Origin of the sequence: Bianquea renquensis (assembly GCF_014384895.1) — a bacterium.
Classification (GTDB): Bacteria; Bacillota; Clostridia; order Lachnospirales; family Bianqueaceae; genus Bianquea; species Bianquea renquensis.
In genome coordinates this window covers 40,410-58,108 of record NZ_JACRSQ010000011.1, presented here as the reverse complement: position 1 = coordinate 58,108, position 17,699 = coordinate 40,410, and the positions used below count along the sequence as shown (strand labels likewise).

The following is a 17,699-nucleotide window of genomic DNA, read 5'->3' as shown; positions in this document are numbered from 1 at the left end:
ATATATATGAGAGAGGAGCACTGTATATTCCTCGATCCATTATGCTTTTCACAGGAGGCTCTGTCCACTTCTCTCCTGCTTTCGGTATTGCAACGGCGACACATCGGATATCTTTTTAAACACGCGGCCAAAATGTGTGACGGATTCAAAACCTGTCTTCTCCGCAATACGGGAGACTGGCAGGCTTGTCTTGGTCAACAGGCGCTGCGCCTCTCGGATGCGCACATTATTTAGATATTCCACGAACGTAAAACCTGTTACGTCTTTGAAGGCATGGCTCAGGTAAAACTTGCTGATATAAAATTGCTGTGCGACTCCACTCAGGGTGAGCGGCCCGGCAAATTCTTTATTGATGTAGTCCAAAATCTCAAATATGCGCTTATTCGCTAATTTTAAGGAGTCCTCCGCCATTTTCCGCTGCTGTTCCTTATTCCGCAGGGCAAAAATCAGGATCTCCGCGATGAGTGTTTTGACCACAAGCCGGTAGCCGGGGGCCCTTTGCCGCATTTCTGCAAGAATCCTCTCCGCCAGAGACCGAACATAGTGCTGTTGCGCTTCGTCAAATGCGAGAACGACACTGCCCTTCGCAAAAAGCTCCCGCAGCACTTGGCTCCAGCTGCCGTCCGCGTCCTGGATCATGGTCTCATCTATATAGAACAGGATGCGCTCATGGGTATTCTCCAGGGTCTCCAATGTGCGATGAATCTGATGTTTATCAATCAGCACCAGATCGCCCGCCCGAATGTAATAGGTATTGTCTTGTATAAAGTAGTAGCGGCTACCTGTCAAGAGAAAGTAGATCTCATACATATCGTGAAAATGGTGGTCCTGCATGGTGTAGGCCCCCGCTCTCCTAGAATAGTCCACGATGGTTCTGTCCTGAAACAGTAGCTGCTCAGCCTCTATTTCCGCCGAGTCCATCTCCCGCGCCCCTGACTCCATGGTCTGTCCCCTCCTTCGATGGATTCTGATGGAATCGATTATAGCGCACTTTCCACCGCTTTTCAAGATTGCAATCGCCGCCGGCCACCAAATTCCAACCAGGCCACACCCAGATCGCACTTCTCTAGGATAAAAAAGTTTAGCGGCCTCTCCTAAAGAAAAAAAGCCGCATCGTCCTCCATGACGATACGGCTCTTCGCTAACTTCATTCTCAATCTAAAACTCTGACCGCCCCAATATACGGATTATACTGAGAATGCTGATCCAGACTGCTGATCTTGATTCCCGTCTTAGCTGTGCTGGCGTGTACGATCTGTCCATTGCCGATATAGATGGCAACATGGCTGATGCCGCTCTTGCCGAAGAATACCAGATCTCCCGGGCGAAGCTCCGACTTGCTGATGCGAGTTCCATTGTTATACTGGGCCCTGGAGGAACGGTTAAGGGAAATTCCAAAGTGTTTGAATACCTGTTGCGTAAATCCGCTGCAATCAACGCCACCGCCGGCTGACAGATTGTTTCCGCCGTAGACATAGGGGCAAACGCCAACCCACGACACTGCGTAATTCACAAGAGCACTCCGGCTGGCACTGACAGTTCCCTGTGACGAGCTGCTGGACGAACTACTGCTGGCACTACTCGAACTGCTGGAACTGGAACTTGAAGAGGAACTGCTGGATTTCGAGGACGAGGAGGATGTGGATTGATTTCGAGCCTGTCGCGCTCTCTCCGCCGCAGCCTCTTGCTCTCGGCGCTGCGCCTCCAGCGCCTCTCGGACGGACTTGATATAGCCGTCCTCATCGACCTCCGCGGTTAACGCGCGGTCGAGATTCACATACTGAGCATTGACATAGGCGGCACTATCATCTTTTTTAACCTTGATCCACTCAGCACCCTCCTGGTAATCCAGCACCTCCAGCGTCGCACCCGGCCCGGCTGATCCCACCGATTCCGCCTCCGTGCTGGCGTCAGCGCGAAGATTCAAACTCGTACAGTCATCCTTTACCACGGCCACAAACCGGTTCCGGTTGATCTCATCGACGATATCCAGCGTGGAATCGTCGATAGAGGAAAGATCCACGTACTCTTTTGCCACGTAGCCGCGGAAGGTTCCATCATATTCAACATATAGCCAATTTTCATCATAACGGTACAACAGCTTAACACTGTCCCCATCGTAAAACTGCTTAATGATCCGGCTCTCTGTCGTCGGGGCCAACCGCAAATTCAGGCCTCCGCCAACGCTCAGATCCGAAAGCTGTAATTCTAAATAATCGCTGGAGACATAAAACGTGGATGTGGTCGCTGCGGCCGTCAGCGGATCCGCCGACAGCTGCGCCGCCCTCTTGGCATCCTCTTCCTCCGCGATCAGATTCTCAATCTCCTGGCTCTTTATCTCATACCATCCATCCTGCATACCGGCAACTTCAAATTGCTGGCCCTTCTGAACCTGCGCGACAACCTCCGCGTCCATAGAAGCACCTGTCCTGACGTTGACAACATCACCGCTTACCGTCGCCATAGGCATGGCGTTAACATTCATAAATATCAAAAAGGTCCCGACGACCCCTGTCACTCTCACTAGTACTTTCTTTTTCTTGGATACCTTTCGCAAAACGATTCTCCTTTCAGACAGTCCTATGTATATGCTATATTGAATTGCTAATTTGTGTCTTCTGTATCGCTGCGTTTATTCTCTTCACTCTGTACTGTGCGCTTCACAGGCGCTCTTGTACCATTTGCTGTAAAAGCAATCCCCTTTGGCGCAAGAAATCTATATCAGCCCGTGAACGTTTTTCTATGACACATTATAGGGTAAATTAACAATTTTGTCAAGTTGCGTAACAGCATTGTAATATTTACGCCGGATTTCAGTCTCAAAAATTAAAATTTTCTCGAAAGGATCCCTGCATAACGCCGGATTTTGCAAAGCCCTGTCCTGATTTGTTACAGAAATATTTCAACACAGTGATTTGCTAAAATGATCGGATTTCGGATTTAGCCTTTGTCATTTTGCACCAATTTATACAAATACATCGTTTTGATCTGTTCCTGCCGCAACTGCTCCCGGCGCAGCCCGTAATCCGGCATGCGTCTCCCCACTTCCCGCCAGAAGCTCTGCGAATGATTCATATGAATCGTATGACACAGCTCATGGAGAATAACGTAATCGATAAGATCCGGTGCCACAAGGATCAGCAGCCAACTAAAATTCAAATTGCCTCCCGCACTGCACGATCCCCAGCGGCCATGCGCGCCATTAATCTTTACCTGCCTGTACACAAAGCCCTCCTCTTTCGCTTTCTCAGCTGTCCTCAGCGTCAAGTACTCCCGCGCCTCCTGACGGTACAGGCGCTCAAGCAACGCCCCTCGGCTTCCGGCATGAGACGAAGGGAGCAAAACTTCTGTATCCGTAACGATGGGATTCCCCACGGCGGCAGTATGGACCACCCGGTTCCTTCCTAGAAGCGGCAGGACTTGTCCCTCTTCCCACCCGATTCTTTCGCACTGCCTATTTATTGCATCAATTTCTACAAGATGCCTTTCAATCCACGCAATTTTAGAATCCACAAAAGCTTGAATCGCCTGTCGACTCATCCGCAGAGGCGCCTTCACTTCTACCCGTCCTTCGGCCGTAACGCGGACGACACAGGTTTTGCGGTTGCTTCGATATACCGTATAAAGAATTCCCCCCACTGCTCCACTTTCCTTTCTCTCCACGTGAACCCCTCCAATCGATACATTCTTCCCCTCTCCGGAATCCAGTCCACCTCGCAGCAAAGAGTGTCCCGCAAGATAAAAAAATACCGGCTGTTTTCACAACCGGCCAAAAGCTGTTTAATAAGAAAACGGGGATTCTTATTAAAACGAGGTGAGCAAATTCTATCATCAATAAATGATAGAAGACATTATGTATTGTAGCATCAATCGGTTTCAAAGTCAATACGTTTTGGAAAATTTTGATAACCAATTTCCGCATTTTGACATAAATGGAAGATTTATCACTACATATTGCGTTACGACGACTTATTCTCGTCAGGATCCTCCACCCCTGTCCCCGCGCCGTCGTCGTTTACCAGCACGACCTTGTACTCGTCTTCCTCCACTTCCTCCTGGCCGTCCTCGTTAACTTTGACGATGCGATATTCCTCCTCGCTGCCATCGATATCGGGATTGAACTTTCCTTTTCCCAGATACTGGTCGATAATAGCCTGCCTCTCTGCATCAAGGTTGAAGCCCTCGATCTCCTCTTCCTCCAGCGCATCATCCTCCGACGGCATGTAATTCTTAAAGACTCGTTCCAGCAGCGCCACCGATATATAAATGTAGACGCTGACCACCACGAAGGCAAACAGCAGGTTGACCAGGAGACACAGAGCGAACGCTCCAACAAGCAGGGCGGTACACAGGATCGTCGTCAGGAGATGTTTATTGGCCATGAAAAAGGAATACCGGAAGAGATCCTTCGTCTTCATCTCAAAGCGTGCCAAAAGCGGATAGATATAGATGCTGACAAAAAGAAGCTCCAGCGCAACAAACAGCTGTAGCGGAAGCAAGACATAGACCATCTTGCCAAACGTCCCGGCGTTGACAGTGAGCAGGTATAAGTTCCAGCCTAGCAGGCAAAACAACAGTGACAGGATCAGGGATACAATGATCGCCTGCTTATAATTGGTTTTGTAGCCATGCCAAAAATCCCGGAAGGTATAGGATTCCGTGCCTCTCTGCTTCTTACCCAGCGTGTAGCTCAGCGCCGTAGTCGCGACGCCAGAGTGGAGCATGATGAGAAAGAGCAGAACCATTCCCACGGCTGGCGGGATCACTCCCAGAAGTCCGGTAGACATAAGGAGCAGGATAATCAGCGGCCCACCCATAAACAGCCACAGCACATTCAGATATATCATATCAAATACTAATGTTCCATATTTGACGAAAGGTCCGTCTAAGCTAAAAAAACCTGCCATAGGTATGCCTCCAAACAGAAAAAAAGATTATACGCCGATTTCACGTATGCTTCCGCAAACTTCCCAAAAGGAACCGCTAAAAATATAATCTTATTATACAGTATCCCACATAAACTTACAAGGCTCCAAAACCTTTTAATTGTAAACAAACATTAAACTTTTATCTTCCCTCTGGCTGATACTCGGATAGCCCCGCCGCAGCCTCCTGGTCGATCATCATCACCACATCGGGATGTAATTGCAGAATGGAGGCCGGAACTTCTGGCGTGATGGGGCCTTCCAGCGTCGCTGTGATCGCCTTCGCCTTGTTCGCGCCGTGGGCTATAAGCAAGATCTTTTTGGCGGCCATGATGGAACCGATTCCCATGCTGATCGCCCGTCTCGGAACATCCGCCTCTGATTGGAAGAATCGCGCGTTGGCCTTAATGGTGCTCTCCTTTAAATTCACCAGATGGGTAGGCCCTATGAACGCATCCGCCGGCTCATTGAATCCAATGTGGCCGTTGGAACCGATTCCCAGCACCTGAATATCAATGCCTCCAGCCGCAGCAATCGCCGCATCATACTGCTGGCATTCCATTTCCATATCCTGAGTGCATCCGCTTGGAATGTGAATATTCTCATCCGGCACGTTGATGTGCCGAAACAGATGCTCCCTCATAAAATAGTGATAGCTCTGATCGTTCTCCTCCGACAGGGCGCAGTACTCATCCAGATTGAATGTTGTGACCTTTGAAAAGTCCGTTATTCCATCCCTGTACATCTCCGCGAGCCTCTCATACATGCCGATGGGCGATGATCCTGTGGCTAGGCCCAGAATACAGTTCGGCTTTACGCTGACCATTCCACCCACAAGCCCCGCCGCCTTTTTGCTGATCGTATCATAATCCCGGCACACATATAGATGAATATTATGGTTTTTTTGATTTGTAAAACGGATGGCATCACTTTGCATACTCACAATTTCCTCCCACAAATGTCTTCTGTATTGTAAAATTCTCGTCTGCGATAATGATATCGGCGTCTTTTCCTACCTCCAGGGACCCTTTTCTCTTGTCCTCTCCGATGGCTGTGGCCGGGTTCAAACTGGCGGCCGCCACAATCTCCCATATGGGCAAATCCGTGTAACGCATGACATTTTCCACCGCCTTGTTAAGCCGCAGCACGCTTCCGGCAATGGTCCCATCCTCGAGCCGGCACTGGATTCCCGAGACCGTGGCCATCTGCCCGCCAAGGTCGTACTGACCGTCCGGCAACCCACCAGCCCGCATACAGTCCGTAATCAGAATCAGATGCTTGCCCTTTGCCTTGGCCACCATCTGGAAGAGTCCAGGATGAATATGAAAGGTATCCGCGATAAGCTCACAGTTGACCTTCGAGGATAGGGCGGCCCCCACCATGCCTGGCTCCCGGTGCAACACTCCTGTCATGGCGTTGAACAAGTGCGTCGCATGGGTCACGCCTCTCTGAATCGCTTCCATGGCCTCCTCGTAGCTCGCGGCAGAATGTCCCATGGACAGAGCGATATCTGTATCCCGGTGAATTTCATCGATAAACTCCATTCCGCCTTCTACCTCCGGTGCAATGGTCAACAGGCGGATGATATCCTGATGCTTTTTTACATATGCGGCCGATGGCGGAATAATATATTCCTCCTTGTGGGCGCCCTTTTTCTTGGGATTGATAAAGGGTCCTTCCATATTGGCTCCCAAGATCTCTGCGCCGTGCCAAGTGTTTTTATGGCGACTTTCTTTTCGCGCTTCTCGAAGCGTCGCAAATATGGCGTCCAGTTCCTCCAGCGGAAGCGTCATAGTCGTAGGAAGCCAAGATGTAACTCCATTTTCAATGAGCGCCCGACTCATTTTTCGAATGCCGTCCGGATTCGCATCCGACGTGTCCTCCCCCACACCGCCGTGACAGTGGACATCCACAAGCCCCGGCGCGACGTACTTGCCTCGCGCGTCATAAATCTCGAGGCCGCTGCTGGGAATATTTCGTGTTTCAGGTATTGCCTCTATGTGATCCCGAAAGAGAATCGCCCGATTTTCCACAATCCTGTCAGGCAAAATAAGTTTGCCGTTGATGATACATTTCATCCTTGTCCTCTCCTTTCTTGATTCGCATCCTCCTAGCAGGCGACACTATCTATTATTATACTTCCAGGCCTCTGAAAAAGCAACTGTCTGTCTATGCTTTTATTGACGCAGAAATTTTAGCCAAACCACAAAAATTCATCTCCAAAAACTGAAAACTATGATATAATACTGGCGAAAGCGAGTATTGGAGCCAATCCTTTGGCCGATTTATTTACTTTTGGAGGGAGGTCTTTCTGTGCAGCCATCTGATCTCTATGTTGTTCACTGCTCGATCGAAAAGGATATGGTAAGCCGCTACATAGAATCCTTTCAATTGATTCCTAAGGCTTTTGGCCATCAGCTGAACAATCCGGCCGCAACATGCCGAGAACGAATTATTGGCGATATGGAGCTGATCTATTATGCAGGCGGCTGCGGTCTCGTGACCATTGATTCTGTCCTCTATGAATGTCACGCAGGCGACCTACTGTTGATTCCGTCCTATGTGCCTCACAGCATCTCCACACCGCCCGACGATCCTCATGATAATTATTGGCTGCATTTTGATTTTCCTCAGCTCTACCGGCAGCAAGAGTTGGTACGCCTCCTTGCGCCCAGCGGCTCCTATCGCACCAACCTTGGCATTCAGCCGGATCTTCTCTCAATCTATACAGCCATGGAACAGGCTGACTGCAACCATCAGTCAGGCCGATTTCTCATGATTCACGGACTTATGGAACAGCTCTTTGTCCTCCTGTTACGCCACCTGCATCAGGAGGACGTGGTTCTTCCTGATTTTCCTCATGACCAGGGGCATGCTCTGGTGGATGCCTGTATGCAATACGTCTACGACAATATCACCTCCATCCATTCAGTAGGACAGCTCTGTACTCGATTCCATATCAGTGAATCCTACCTGAGCAAAACCTTCTCCCGCGTCCTTCACACGCCCCCCGCCTCCTTTATACGCCTTGTGAAAATCAAATACGCGGAGCAACTGTTGAAGACGACATCCCTCTCCATAAACGAAATTTCTGATACCCTTGGCTTCTCTTCGCCGTACCATTTTAGCAATCTATTTAAATCGTATTACCGGCTATCGCCCAAACATTTTCGGGATTCCATCGCTGCCACTCAGCAAAGGGATGTGCTGAAATCTGTATGATCCGGCGCGAAATGCATATGTTCGAATCCGCCGGGCCGTGGTACAATATCCCCATAAGCAATGAATAGGGCCAAAGCTCCACTGCACTGCGGCCGAACACACGAGAACGCAGGGATGTCCATTGCTTGATTGACTAGGAGGAGGCTATATACATGGCGATTCAGTTTAACCCGGACCGTTGGGCACAGGTGCGGGAAACCTATACGAAGTGGTGGGACGGCTCCTTGAAGCGGCCAATATTTCAGGTCACACAGAGAATCGGGACAGGACCCGACCCGCATCCTCACGTCCCGGTCCTTTCTCAAGCCACGTGCGCCGATTTTTCTTGGACGCCTGAGGAAGTGATTGACAAGATTGATTGGCAGCTCTCCGGCAATCTCTACCACGGTGACGCGTATCCCGTTGTCTCCCTTTCCGCTTTTGGCCCCGGAATCGTGGCGGCCATGGTGGGCGGTAAGCTTGATAACTCGTCGGGGGCTGTATGGTTTTATCCAAAGGATGGCACCGAGTCTATCCACGATATCCACGTAGAGTTTGACCCCCACAACCGCTGGCTATCCCGCATTAAGGATTTGTGCTGGGCTGGCATCAAAAAATGGCAGGGCAATGTTCTGATCGGCATGACGGATCTGGGCGGTACCTTGGATATACTGGCTTCCCTGCGCGGCAGCGAAGAGCTGCTCTACGACCTCATCGACGAGCCTGATGAAGTTAAACGGATCGTTCAGGAAATCCATACAGCCTGGTTTCAGATCTTTACTGCGATCAACGAAGTGTTGCAACCCATCAATCCCGGCTATACCGACTGGGACATGCTCTACTATCCGGGCCCTGGCTATATCCTACAATCTGATTTTTCCTTTATGATCAGTCCCGATATGTTTCGAGAATTCGGTGTTGACGAGCTGGCCGCGTCTGCTAAAAAGCTTGCATACCCTACCTATCATCTGGATGGCGTCAACGCCCTTCCCCATCTGGACGCACTCTTGGAGATACCGGAGCTCCGCATGATCCAGTGGCAGCCCGGCGCGGGACAACCAACTCCAGAACATTGGCTGGACGTGTACCGCAAGATTGTGGGAGCCGGAAAGAAGGCACATATTGTCAGCGGCATCTACGAGGCGTTTGATTTTGTGGTGGATGCCCTTGGAAGCGATGAGAACTTATATTTTGCCAGCGGCTGTACGGAATTAACCCCCGAGATTCAGGACCGGATTCGGCGGTACTGCCGCCTCTAGAATTCGTATTCGAAAGATATGGGAGCGCCCCAAAAGCCATGAAACGGAAACAGAGAGTGACTCACTTCGAAAAGAGGCCGGCTCTCTGTTTTGATTTTTTACCCCGTTGCGCAGTCGAAACAGTATCTGATGTCCTTATAATTTTCTTAGCCGTTACTCCTTCGGTAAAATCAATCTCTGTGGTGCCGTTTTTTTATGGTCTCCGGGTTTAACGTTACGTACTGTCTCTGCGACTGGTTTCAACAATTAGTTTATCCAGATACTCATTGATTAGAAACTTCGCCCTATGTAAATACGTTGGATTTATCCGATAGTAAATTTCAGGCCCATTTTTCGCCGCTTTAATAATGACGAGCTCCGATACAAGGTCTTCCACATACCTCGAAATCGATGTGCGCGCGAGATTAAGCTTTCTCCCCAATTGCGAGATGGTCATTTCCCGAATTTGCAATTCATTCAGAATCTCTAGTTTTATTGCATGGCCAAGGGTGATTAGAGCGGACGTCGCAGACATAAAACGGTAATCAACAGGCCGTAGCAGAATCGAACAACAATTACATCCTAATAAGAATCCATATCGATTTAAGTTAGAAGCATAGGTACGCATAATGATAAATTTGTTAAGATAGCAGACAGAATAGGTTTGCTTTTCAAATTTACCGAGATCGCTCATACAATCGGATCGAAATCGCCTGACCATCGCTTGATTGTCCTCCGATATGAATTCTTGAATCACCCGATCGGTGTCCTTTTTATGTCTCTCATGAAACGATTCAATCTGGACACGCAACTGATTGAGATAGGTGATCAGGGTATCGACGAGAGATGAAAAATGGTAAAACATAAAAGTGAAATGTTCAACATCGACGCGTCTGCTCAGCAAAGCTAAGGCGTGAGCGATACTTTCGCCATCCCGCCGATCAATCTCATCAATTGATACTTTATCGTTGAAATCGGTTAAATAATACGATAATACAAAATCTTTAAATGTTCCAGAATGTTTTACTTTATACAAAAATGAATCAATCGCATCTTCACAAAAATTATAATTGATTTGAAAGTATTCTGAAAAGACGCAAGCCCGTTCATTATACAGATGGAAAAAAGGATAGAGACAATCAGGGGGATCCAACTTATTTTTTGATCTTCTCAGCTCGTCATAGTAGGAGAATGCTGTGTCAATCTCGATACCATGGTCCAAATAATTGCGCTCCACAGCCTTTCTGTCGAAATAGATTACATTGTAACTTATCATGTCGTCCAAAATACCAACGGATTGATTTATTAACAATATGTTCACCCCAATCCACATAATGTATAGTAAGATTACCACAAAAATGTGAACAATTCAAGAGGATTTACATATTTTCCAACAAAATGGGAGCCAAAAATTACGTCCGCCTCACGGCGGACTTCCTATATAAAAAAAGCCGTATGAATCTATCTCGTACGGCTTCTTTAATCCTTTCACAGAGTGCAACACTCTATGGTCCGGATTGTAGCACAAAATCGTAATACATCAAGGGGGATTGCCCCAAACTCTGTCCCGCCAGCATCCTTTGTATTGACCGGAAAAACGGATCGATTTATCGAACCGCGCACTCTACAACACAGATTGGGTCTTCTTAATTTTATCTCAGGCGCAGCGACTACGGTAAGTCCTCATAGTCTCCCAAATCGGAGCCCGAAGACCCGGCGCGCTCCATCAACCCCCGCACGCCGTTGACAGGCAGCCGCTCCACGGGAACATTGCAGGTAAACTGCATATAATTCTGCTCTAGCATCGCCGTAGACAAATCCACAAACTGTAGCGCCTTCTCGTACTGCTCGCGGAAAGGCTCGATGTCCTCAATCGCCTCCCTCGTGTGAAGATCCCACGCGCGGCTGTGCTCAAAAATCCCATCCTTTGAAATCTCAAACGCTATGTCGTCAGTGATGAAAGAGCCTTTGAGCATATAGGCCTGCGATACGACAAAACCCTCCTCCTGCGTCAGAATATTCTTGCCGAGGGCGACGCGGACACTGTCATTGTATCCCATAAGATCCACGATGGTTGGCATAAAATCAATCTGTCCGCCGGCCGTGCTGATGGTCTCCGAAACACCCGAACCGGGAATGTGTACAATCAACGGAATGTTGAACATCTCATCGTAATCGTAGGTGTGTCCTAAAAATGCGCTCATCTGCTCCTGATTCTCTTCATCCGTAGCTTTCAGGCCGAAATGATCGCCGTAAAACACGATGATGCTATTGTCATACAATCCTTCTTGTTTCAGCTGCGATAGAAACGTCCCAATGGCGGCGTCAGTATAGTGAACGGCATTGAGATAGTTTCCAAACAAGGTGTCTTCCTGTTCCGGCCTCAGCTGAATTCCCTCATACCGGTCCGTTATGTCGTAAGGATTATGGCTGGTCAGCGTGATAAGGAAGGAATAAAAAGGCTTTGGAAGCGACTTCATAACCGACACACTCTGCCTAAAAAAGCTTTCATCGCCGAGTCCCCAGCCCACGGTATTGTCGTCGTTTACAACAAAATCTTCCGCACTGTAGAAATCTTCAAAGCCTTGCTGTGGATATGCCTCATCCCGGTTCCAGAACTCACCGACGTATCCGTGGAAGGCCGTGGCACTATACCCATTTTCCCGCATGATCCATGGCAGCCCATAGAAGGCATTATCCATGAATCTGGTGTAGGATTGACCATACATAACCGGAAGAAAAGAGTTCTGGCTTGCAAACTCTGCGTCCGAGGTGCTCCCCTTCCCTATCTGCTGGTAATAGTGATCAAAATATAGAGTGTCCTCCTGCAGTAGCCGATTTAGATTCGGCGTAATCACCTGTCCCTCATAGGACGCACCGATAAGAAAATTTTGAAAGGATTCCAGCTGGACGACAATAAGATTCCGCCCCTTCGCCAATCCGTGATACTGAGACTTGGAGACCTCCGACATGGACTCCTTCGTATCCCCATTTTCCGCCAATGCCTCCAGCGCCTGGACTGAATTATAGCCTGTCAGAAAATTCCGCACATCATGCCCATGAAACGAGAAGATCTCACTTCTCTGGAGAGCTGTCACCATGTCCACCGGCGTTGTGGGCAGCACTACTGTGAGCAGATACACCGCCATGATTGCCACAGTTCCAACCCTGGCGACCACACATTTTGGAATGGAAAAAGGGACTTTCTTGACTGTCAAGACAACTAAAACAGGAAGATCCATCAGGATCACGACAAAGGCTATGTTAAACATTTTCGCCATGGTCTTTTGAAGATGATCCAGCATGCTGAGCTGTCCTAGCAGGGCGATAACTGGAAACTGGTCGAAATAGCTGTTATAGTACAGATCGATGAACATCAACGCCGATACCAACACATTCCACGCTAAATACCAGCCCCACTTTTTCCTTATGGACCAACGGCGGTTGGAAAAGATCAGATACATAACCATTCCGAAGAAAAGTAAACTGAATGGGAAGCTAAAACTGATCATGGAAATCCCCGCCGTCGTATAGAACACAATAAATTTAAAGATAAACATACATACGAGGAGGGCCCCTATAAGTATGGTAAAGGTTTTACCTTTCATTTTTTACACTCCTTATGCTATCGCAACTCCACACCCGATACTATTTTATTTCTATAAACGTATACGTTTTTCATGCCTATTATACAACTGATCTCTTGAAATCGTAACGCTTTTTTTCTTACAATTTTCTTTCAGTTACAGCTCAACGAAGGTCACATCATGATGCATGGCCGGCAGAATCTTCTCAAGTAAATCTGCCGTCGCAATCTTCAAGCTGGAGGTATTCATGCAGGGATGGCATCCGATATAGTCCGGCTTCGCCGCTTCCACATCCATCAAAAATTTCACCCGCCCCTGCGTATCGTTCATGAGCCCCAATACGCTCACAGAGCCAGGGGTCAGATTTAATAGCTCTTCCATCCGCGAAGGTGGGGCGAAGGATAGCCGGCTGCTGCCCAGTGCGGCGGACAGCACTTTCGTTCGAAATAGTTTGCTTCCCGGCATCATCAAAAGATAGAACTGTGTCTCCTGGCGATTGCACAAAAACAAATTCTTGCAGATTTCAATATCCAAAATCTGATCAATGGCGCGGCAATCCTCCATGGTGGCCATGGGTTCATGGTCCACTCGATCATAGGACACCCCCAAAGAGTCAAGCAGATCGTAGACTGCCATTTCCTTGGGCAGCCGCGAGTCCTCCGGCCGGCCGTGGCGAAGAACCAGATTCTCATATGGCCCGGTCATACCTATACCCCCCAGGATTGTAACAGCGTACAGACGTCGAACAGCGATTCACAGATGCCTTTATACAGGGCACGGATTTCGTCATTGGGCTGTTGGATATCCGGCACCATGACAGGCTGCATTCCCGCTGCGTGTGCGGCCCGAATTCCATTAAATGAATCCTCCAGCACAACACAATCCTCCGGCGCAACGCCTATAACGTCAGCGGCCAACAGATAAATATCGGGGGCCGGTTTTCCATTCTTGACCATATTTCCAAATACCGCCCCACTGAAATATGCATACACTCCTACTGATTCCAGCATTGGCCGCGCAATCGCCTCGCTTGTAGACGTGCCCAAAACCATGGGACAGCGCTTCCCGTGGAGGTATGCCATGAGCTCTCGCAATCCAGGCTTGACAGGAATCCCCTCTTCCCGCATGACTGCCAAGCGATGCTCATGCATGAGCTCCCAACACTCCGTGTAGGAAGCCTGGGGAAACATCTCCTGAAACATGACCTCGCAGTCCTTTGCCGTCCGTCCATAGGAAGCCGTAATAAAAGAATCAATGCCGGCAATCCCCTTGACTTTCCCCGCATAGCGCCATGCGTCAGCCGCCACGCGCTCCGTATCCAACATCAAGCCGTCCATATCAAAAATTACAGCTTTAACCACTCTGATTTCCCTGCCTTCTTTTTCATTGTAGGAATTTCCGCCTAATGGAGGCAAACTTTTTTCTTCTATATTATTGTACTGATTTTTAGTAAAATGGCAATCTGTAGAATGGACAAATTTTTATGAATTCTGGGCGATCCATGAGCGCTTTCCCCAACGCATTACACTTTTTTTGGTTATGATTTGCTTTTTCCTTGTGATCATGCTACAATACTGGCATCAACAACATTAATTGGAGGACTCACTATGAACACGATCTTTGCCATCGGCAATACGCACTTCGACCCTGTATGGCTATGGACCTGGGATGAGGCCATGGCTGGAATTCGCTCCACCTTTGCCTCCGCTTTAGCGCGAATGACAGAAAATCCTGATTTTACATACTCCTTTTGCTGTCCACCCGTCTTTGAGTGGATTCGAGAGGTGGACCCCGCCATGTTTGAATCCATCCGCGCCCGCGTGGCGGAAGGGCGATGGGAGCTATCGGAGGGCTGGTATTTGCAGCCGGACTGCAACGCCGGGTTGGGGGAAAGCTATGTGCGTCACGGCTTATATGGGCAGAACTATCTTCTTGCCACCTTTGGCAAACGAGCTGTCACCGTGTTCAACAGCGATAGCTTCGGCCATCCGTCTTCTCTGCCGCAGATTCTACACAAATGTGGGATTCGCTATTATGCTTTCTCACGCCCTGATCCTACAGAACAGGAATTGCCTGGGCCACTGTTCCGCTGGCAATCCTCTGACGGCAGCCAGGTGCTGGCATATCGGATACAGGAGGGCCATGCGCCCGATATTCAGACATCCATTCAGTTCTTTTCGGAGGCCATCGGCTCCTCGCCCCATGATCTGATGCTTGTCTATGGGATTACGAACCATGGCGGTGCCCCAACGAAAAAGGCAATCGCCCAGCTCGCCTCCCTGTCCGCCGATGCCACTCTGCCCTATCACGTTCGTTTCGGCGGCACGGAAGATTTTTTCAGCGCGCAGACGGCCGATGCGCTACCGATTGTCACCGACGACCTGATAACGCGCAACTTTGGCGTATTCATCAACAACCACTCGGTCAAGCAGCATGGCCGCCAAGGTGAATACATGCTGTTGCAGGCTGAGCGGGCCGCCTGGATGGCCAGCAGCCAAGGCAAGGAGTACCCCCTCGCTCCTCTGACAAAAAGCTGGGAAGATATTCTTTTCTCACAATTTCATGATATCATCGGCGGAGCCTGCATCCCTCAGGCCTACTTCCACGCGCGGAATCTGCAGGGCCGTGCCTTAGTCACAGGGGAGGAGATCCTTCACAAGAGCCTACAATACCTGACAAAGGATATGCAAATGCTCAGTTCCCTTTGGAACCTCGTTGTCTTTAACCTTCACGCCGCCCCCTATTCCGGGCCTATCGAGGCAGAGGTTCAGTGGGTATGGGAGCTGGATTGGTATAGCGGTGCTCTGGAGGTATTCGACGAAGCGGGCCGGACGTATCCGTGTCAAATTATCAAGGAGCGTTCCAATATTCCAGCCTTTCGGTCGCGCATAGCCTTTCACGCTGATCTTCCGTCTTTGGGATACAAGGTTTTCGGTCTCCGGCAAATTCAAGGCGATCCAACCCCGCGCCCTGATCCCACCTCAAATTCTATCTCCTGTGGCTGTTCTTCCATCTCCATCAACCCGGAAACTGGGGCTGCCTCCTACAGGGATGAGCGCTTCCAGCTATCCTCGCTGCTGACTCCCCTCGCTCTATCAGATGCTGGCGATACGTGGGCCTTTAATGTCGATGGCTATGAAGCCGCGCTGGAGGATTTCCACTTTGTCTCCTCCCATGTCCTAGAACAGGGCGACATTCTGTCCCGCATACAGGTCTCCTATACATTCCGCAACTCTCTTCTGGAGCTGACCTATTCCCTCTACGCAAATCAGCCTTACATGGACTGCCATTTCCGAGTCAACTGGAATGAATCCCAGACTGCTCTCAAATTCTGTCTTCCTCCTTGTGACGATCCGGCTTTTCTGGTAGGGCTTCCCTACGGTCAATCATCCAGGTCCTTTGATGGGCGAGAATATCCGCTCAATGAATGGCTAACCACCTCCCATTACATGGTGGTGTCGGAAAGCGTTTTCGCCTATGATACAGACGCGGAAAATCAGACAGTCCGCTTGTCCATCCTCCGGAGCCCCATCGCAGGAGACCTCCGCATGGGGGACTTAGACCCGAACCAGCGGTATGACTATACAGACCAAGGGATTACAGAGGGTGACATCCGGTTATACATGGGAACTTGGCATTCCGGCCCAGCAGCCGCGGCGGCGGAGGCAATGCCCCCCATCGTCGTCGATGAAGCGTTTCACGAAGGTTCGCGCGGGGCGGAGGAAAGCTGGCTGCGGCTCGAAGGCGATGCCGCTCTCGTCTCCGCCGTGAAGATGGCTGAAGATGGAAGCTCTGATCTAATCCTCCGCCTATGGGAGACTCGCGGAACAGATGCCTCTTTGACTGTGGCCCCAAAAGACTGCGCCTCCGCCTCCATCACCCTCTCCCCCTTTGAAATCAAAACCTTGCGCTTTTCCGGCGATACTGTTCGCGAGACATCCATGCTGGAACTATAATTACGTCCGCCTCACGGCGGACTTTCCTATGGGGAAAGCTTGCCCTGGACATGTTTCTAGGGCAATTTTATTGCTTATTCAAATAAAATTTTGCTCAACGCTTCGCATATATTATAATCATTTTGTTAATATCTTTGCTTTATTAGCTTTTTTGTGATATACTAACGAAGAAATACATTTGGCGGTCGTGTGCAACTTTGGGGACGTTATACCGAGCCGGAGGCCACGGTATCTTGTCCGCAAAGAACAACCGGGGGGAGCGTGATCATGGCAGAACTAACTCGAGAAGATTTCAGCGCTGCATTGGCGGAAATCTATACAAGCCTTTTAGACTATGCTGCGAAACAACTTCCAGATCCGTCCCTCACCCAGGATGCCGTTCACGATGCAATTGTCTACGCATATCAAAACTGGAACTCAGACCGGTGTGATCTGCCGGCCATTCAGGGATGGATTTTAAATATCTTACAGAATCGGATTCGTTTTTTAACACGCCAATATTTCCAGGAAAGCAAAGAGATTATTCACCTACACGAGCTACCGCTCTGCCCTTGGATCTCTTCCGAGGATCAACTGGTTCAGAAGGAACGGCTGCAAAAGCTCAATGCCGCTTTTAAAGCTATGGATCACCGATATGCCCGGGTTGTGTATCTCCATTACTTTCGAAGTATGCCCTTTCGCGAAATCGCCTCCGTCATGGATGCCAATCTCAACACAATTCTCACCTGGCATACGAAGGGGAAGGCATTTCTTCTTCGTTGGCTGAAGAAAACAGAGTAAGGTCTCCACCAT

The 17,699-nt window shown here is 49.3% G+C and carries 14 protein-coding genes; 4 read left to right on the top strand and 10 right to left on the bottom strand.

Annotated features, from left to right (window positions below; all coding sequences use genetic code 11):
• Positions 1-48: 48 nt before the first annotated feature.
• The 6 genes from H8730_RS08840 to nagA all read right to left on the bottom strand — a co-directional run bounded on the left by H8730_RS08840 (position 49) and on the right by nagA (position 7,003).
• Positions 49-942 carry a helix-turn-helix transcriptional regulator gene (locus H8730_RS08840; RefSeq protein WP_249289731.1) on the bottom strand — a complete coding sequence of 298 codons (894 nt, stop codon included), beginning with the start codon at positions 940-942 and terminating at the stop codon, positions 49-51.
• 211 nt (positions 943-1,153) lie between these two features.
• Positions 1,154-2,557: a C40 family peptidase gene (locus H8730_RS08835; RefSeq protein ID WP_249289730.1), complete on the bottom strand. Its 1,404-nt coding sequence runs from the start codon at positions 2,555-2,557 to the stop codon at positions 1,154-1,156.
• A gap of 383 nt (positions 2,558-2,940) precedes the next feature.
• Complete coding sequence (locus H8730_RS08830) at positions 2,941-3,663, bottom strand: YgjP-like metallopeptidase domain-containing protein (protein WP_249289729.1); 723 nt, start codon at positions 3,661-3,663, stop codon at positions 2,941-2,943.
• Between the two features lie 296 nt (positions 3,664-3,959).
• Positions 3,960-4,907 (bottom strand): YesL family protein, encoded by a 948-nt coding sequence (locus H8730_RS08825; protein ID WP_177717456.1) that lies wholly within the window; start codon positions 4,905-4,907, stop codon positions 3,960-3,962.
• 160 nt (positions 4,908-5,067) lie between these two features.
• On the bottom strand, positions 5,068-5,817 hold the full coding sequence (nagB, locus tag H8730_RS08820) for a glucosamine-6-phosphate deaminase (RefSeq protein WP_249289745.1): 750 nt from the start codon (positions 5,815-5,817) through the stop codon (positions 5,068-5,070).
• A gap of 34 nt (positions 5,818-5,851) precedes the next feature.
• Positions 5,852-7,003 (bottom strand): N-acetylglucosamine-6-phosphate deacetylase, encoded by a 1,152-nt coding sequence (nagA, locus tag H8730_RS08815; protein WP_249289728.1) that lies wholly within the window; start codon positions 7,001-7,003, stop codon positions 5,852-5,854.
• A gap of 235 nt (positions 7,004-7,238) precedes the next feature.
• Here nagA and H8730_RS08810 point away from each other — a divergent pair, with 235 nt between their 5' ends.
• Both H8730_RS08810 and H8730_RS08805 read left to right on the top strand, forming a co-directional pair.
• Positions 7,239-8,147: a helix-turn-helix domain-containing protein gene (locus tag H8730_RS08810; RefSeq protein ID WP_177716042.1), complete on the top strand. Its 909-nt coding sequence runs from the start codon at positions 7,239-7,241 to the stop codon at positions 8,145-8,147.
• 152 nt (positions 8,148-8,299) lie between these two features.
• Positions 8,300-9,385 carry a uroporphyrinogen decarboxylase/cobalamine-independent methonine synthase family protein gene (locus H8730_RS08805; RefSeq protein WP_177716044.1) on the top strand — a complete coding sequence of 362 codons (1,086 nt, stop codon included), beginning with the start codon at positions 8,300-8,302 and terminating at the stop codon, positions 9,383-9,385.
• Between the two features lie 214 nt (positions 9,386-9,599).
• Here the strand turns inward: H8730_RS08805 and H8730_RS08800 are convergent, their stop codons facing one another.
• The 4 genes from H8730_RS08800 to H8730_RS08785 form a co-directional block, all read right to left on the bottom strand.
• Positions 9,600-10,676, bottom strand: a complete 1,077-nt coding sequence (locus H8730_RS08800) for a winged helix-turn-helix domain-containing protein (protein WP_249289727.1) — start codon at positions 10,674-10,676, stop codon at positions 9,600-9,602.
• A 358-nt stretch (positions 10,677-11,034) separates the two neighbouring features.
• Positions 11,035-12,972, bottom strand: coding sequence for an LTA synthase family protein (locus H8730_RS08795; RefSeq protein WP_177717860.1), 1,938 nt, complete (start codon positions 12,970-12,972; stop codon positions 11,035-11,037).
• 135 nt (positions 12,973-13,107) lie between these two features.
• Entirely contained in the window at positions 13,108-13,656 is a 549-nt protein-coding gene (locus tag H8730_RS08790) for a prolyl-tRNA synthetase associated domain-containing protein (RefSeq protein WP_177717858.1), read from the bottom strand.
• Positions 13,657-13,658: 2 nt separating this feature from the next.
• Positions 13,659-14,312 carry an HAD-IA family hydrolase gene (locus tag H8730_RS08785; RefSeq protein WP_177717856.1) on the bottom strand — a complete coding sequence of 218 codons (654 nt, stop codon included), beginning with the start codon at positions 14,310-14,312 and terminating at the stop codon, positions 13,659-13,661.
• Between the two features lie 246 nt (positions 14,313-14,558).
• Between H8730_RS08785 and H8730_RS08780 the strand changes: the two genes are divergently transcribed.
• Together H8730_RS08780 and H8730_RS08775 are read left to right on the top strand one after the other, a co-directional pair.
• Complete coding sequence (locus tag H8730_RS08780) at positions 14,559-16,907, top strand: glycoside hydrolase family 38 N-terminal domain-containing protein (protein ID WP_177717854.1); 2,349 nt, start codon at positions 14,559-14,561, stop codon at positions 16,905-16,907.
• 267 nt (positions 16,908-17,174) lie between these two features.
• Positions 17,175-17,687 (top strand): RNA polymerase sigma factor, encoded by a 513-nt coding sequence (locus H8730_RS08775; RefSeq protein WP_177717424.1) that lies wholly within the window; start codon positions 17,175-17,177, stop codon positions 17,685-17,687.
• Positions 17,688-17,699: the final 12 nt, after the last annotated feature.

Excerpts from the sequence above, each read along its gene's own strand:
- H8730_RS08780 (WP_177717854.1), top strand. The coding sequence starts at position 14,559 with ATGAACACGATCTTTGCCATCGGCAATACGCACTTCGACCCTGTATGG.
- H8730_RS08795 (WP_177717860.1), bottom strand. The coding sequence starts at position 12,972 with ATGAAAGGTAAAACCTTTACCATACTTATAGGGGCCCTCCTCGTATGT.
- H8730_RS08840 (WP_249289731.1), bottom strand. The coding sequence starts at position 942 with ATGGAGTCAGGGGCGCGGGAGATGGACTCGGCGGAAATAGAGGCTGAG.
- H8730_RS08790 (WP_177717858.1), bottom strand. The coding sequence starts at position 13,656 with ATGACCGGGCCATATGAGAATCTGGTTCTTCGCCACGGCCGGCCGGAG.
- H8730_RS08775 (WP_177717424.1), top strand. The coding sequence starts at position 17,175 with ATGGCAGAACTAACTCGAGAAGATTTCAGCGCTGCATTGGCGGAAATC.
- H8730_RS08825 (WP_177717456.1), bottom strand. The coding sequence starts at position 4,907 with ATGGCAGGTTTTTTTAGCTTAGACGGACCTTTCGTCAAATATGGAACA.
- nagA (WP_249289728.1), bottom strand. The coding sequence starts at position 7,003 with ATGAAATGTATCATCAACGGCAAACTTATTTTGCCTGACAGGATTGTG.
- H8730_RS08805 (WP_177716044.1), top strand. The coding sequence starts at position 8,300 with ATGGCGATTCAGTTTAACCCGGACCGTTGGGCACAGGTGCGGGAAACC.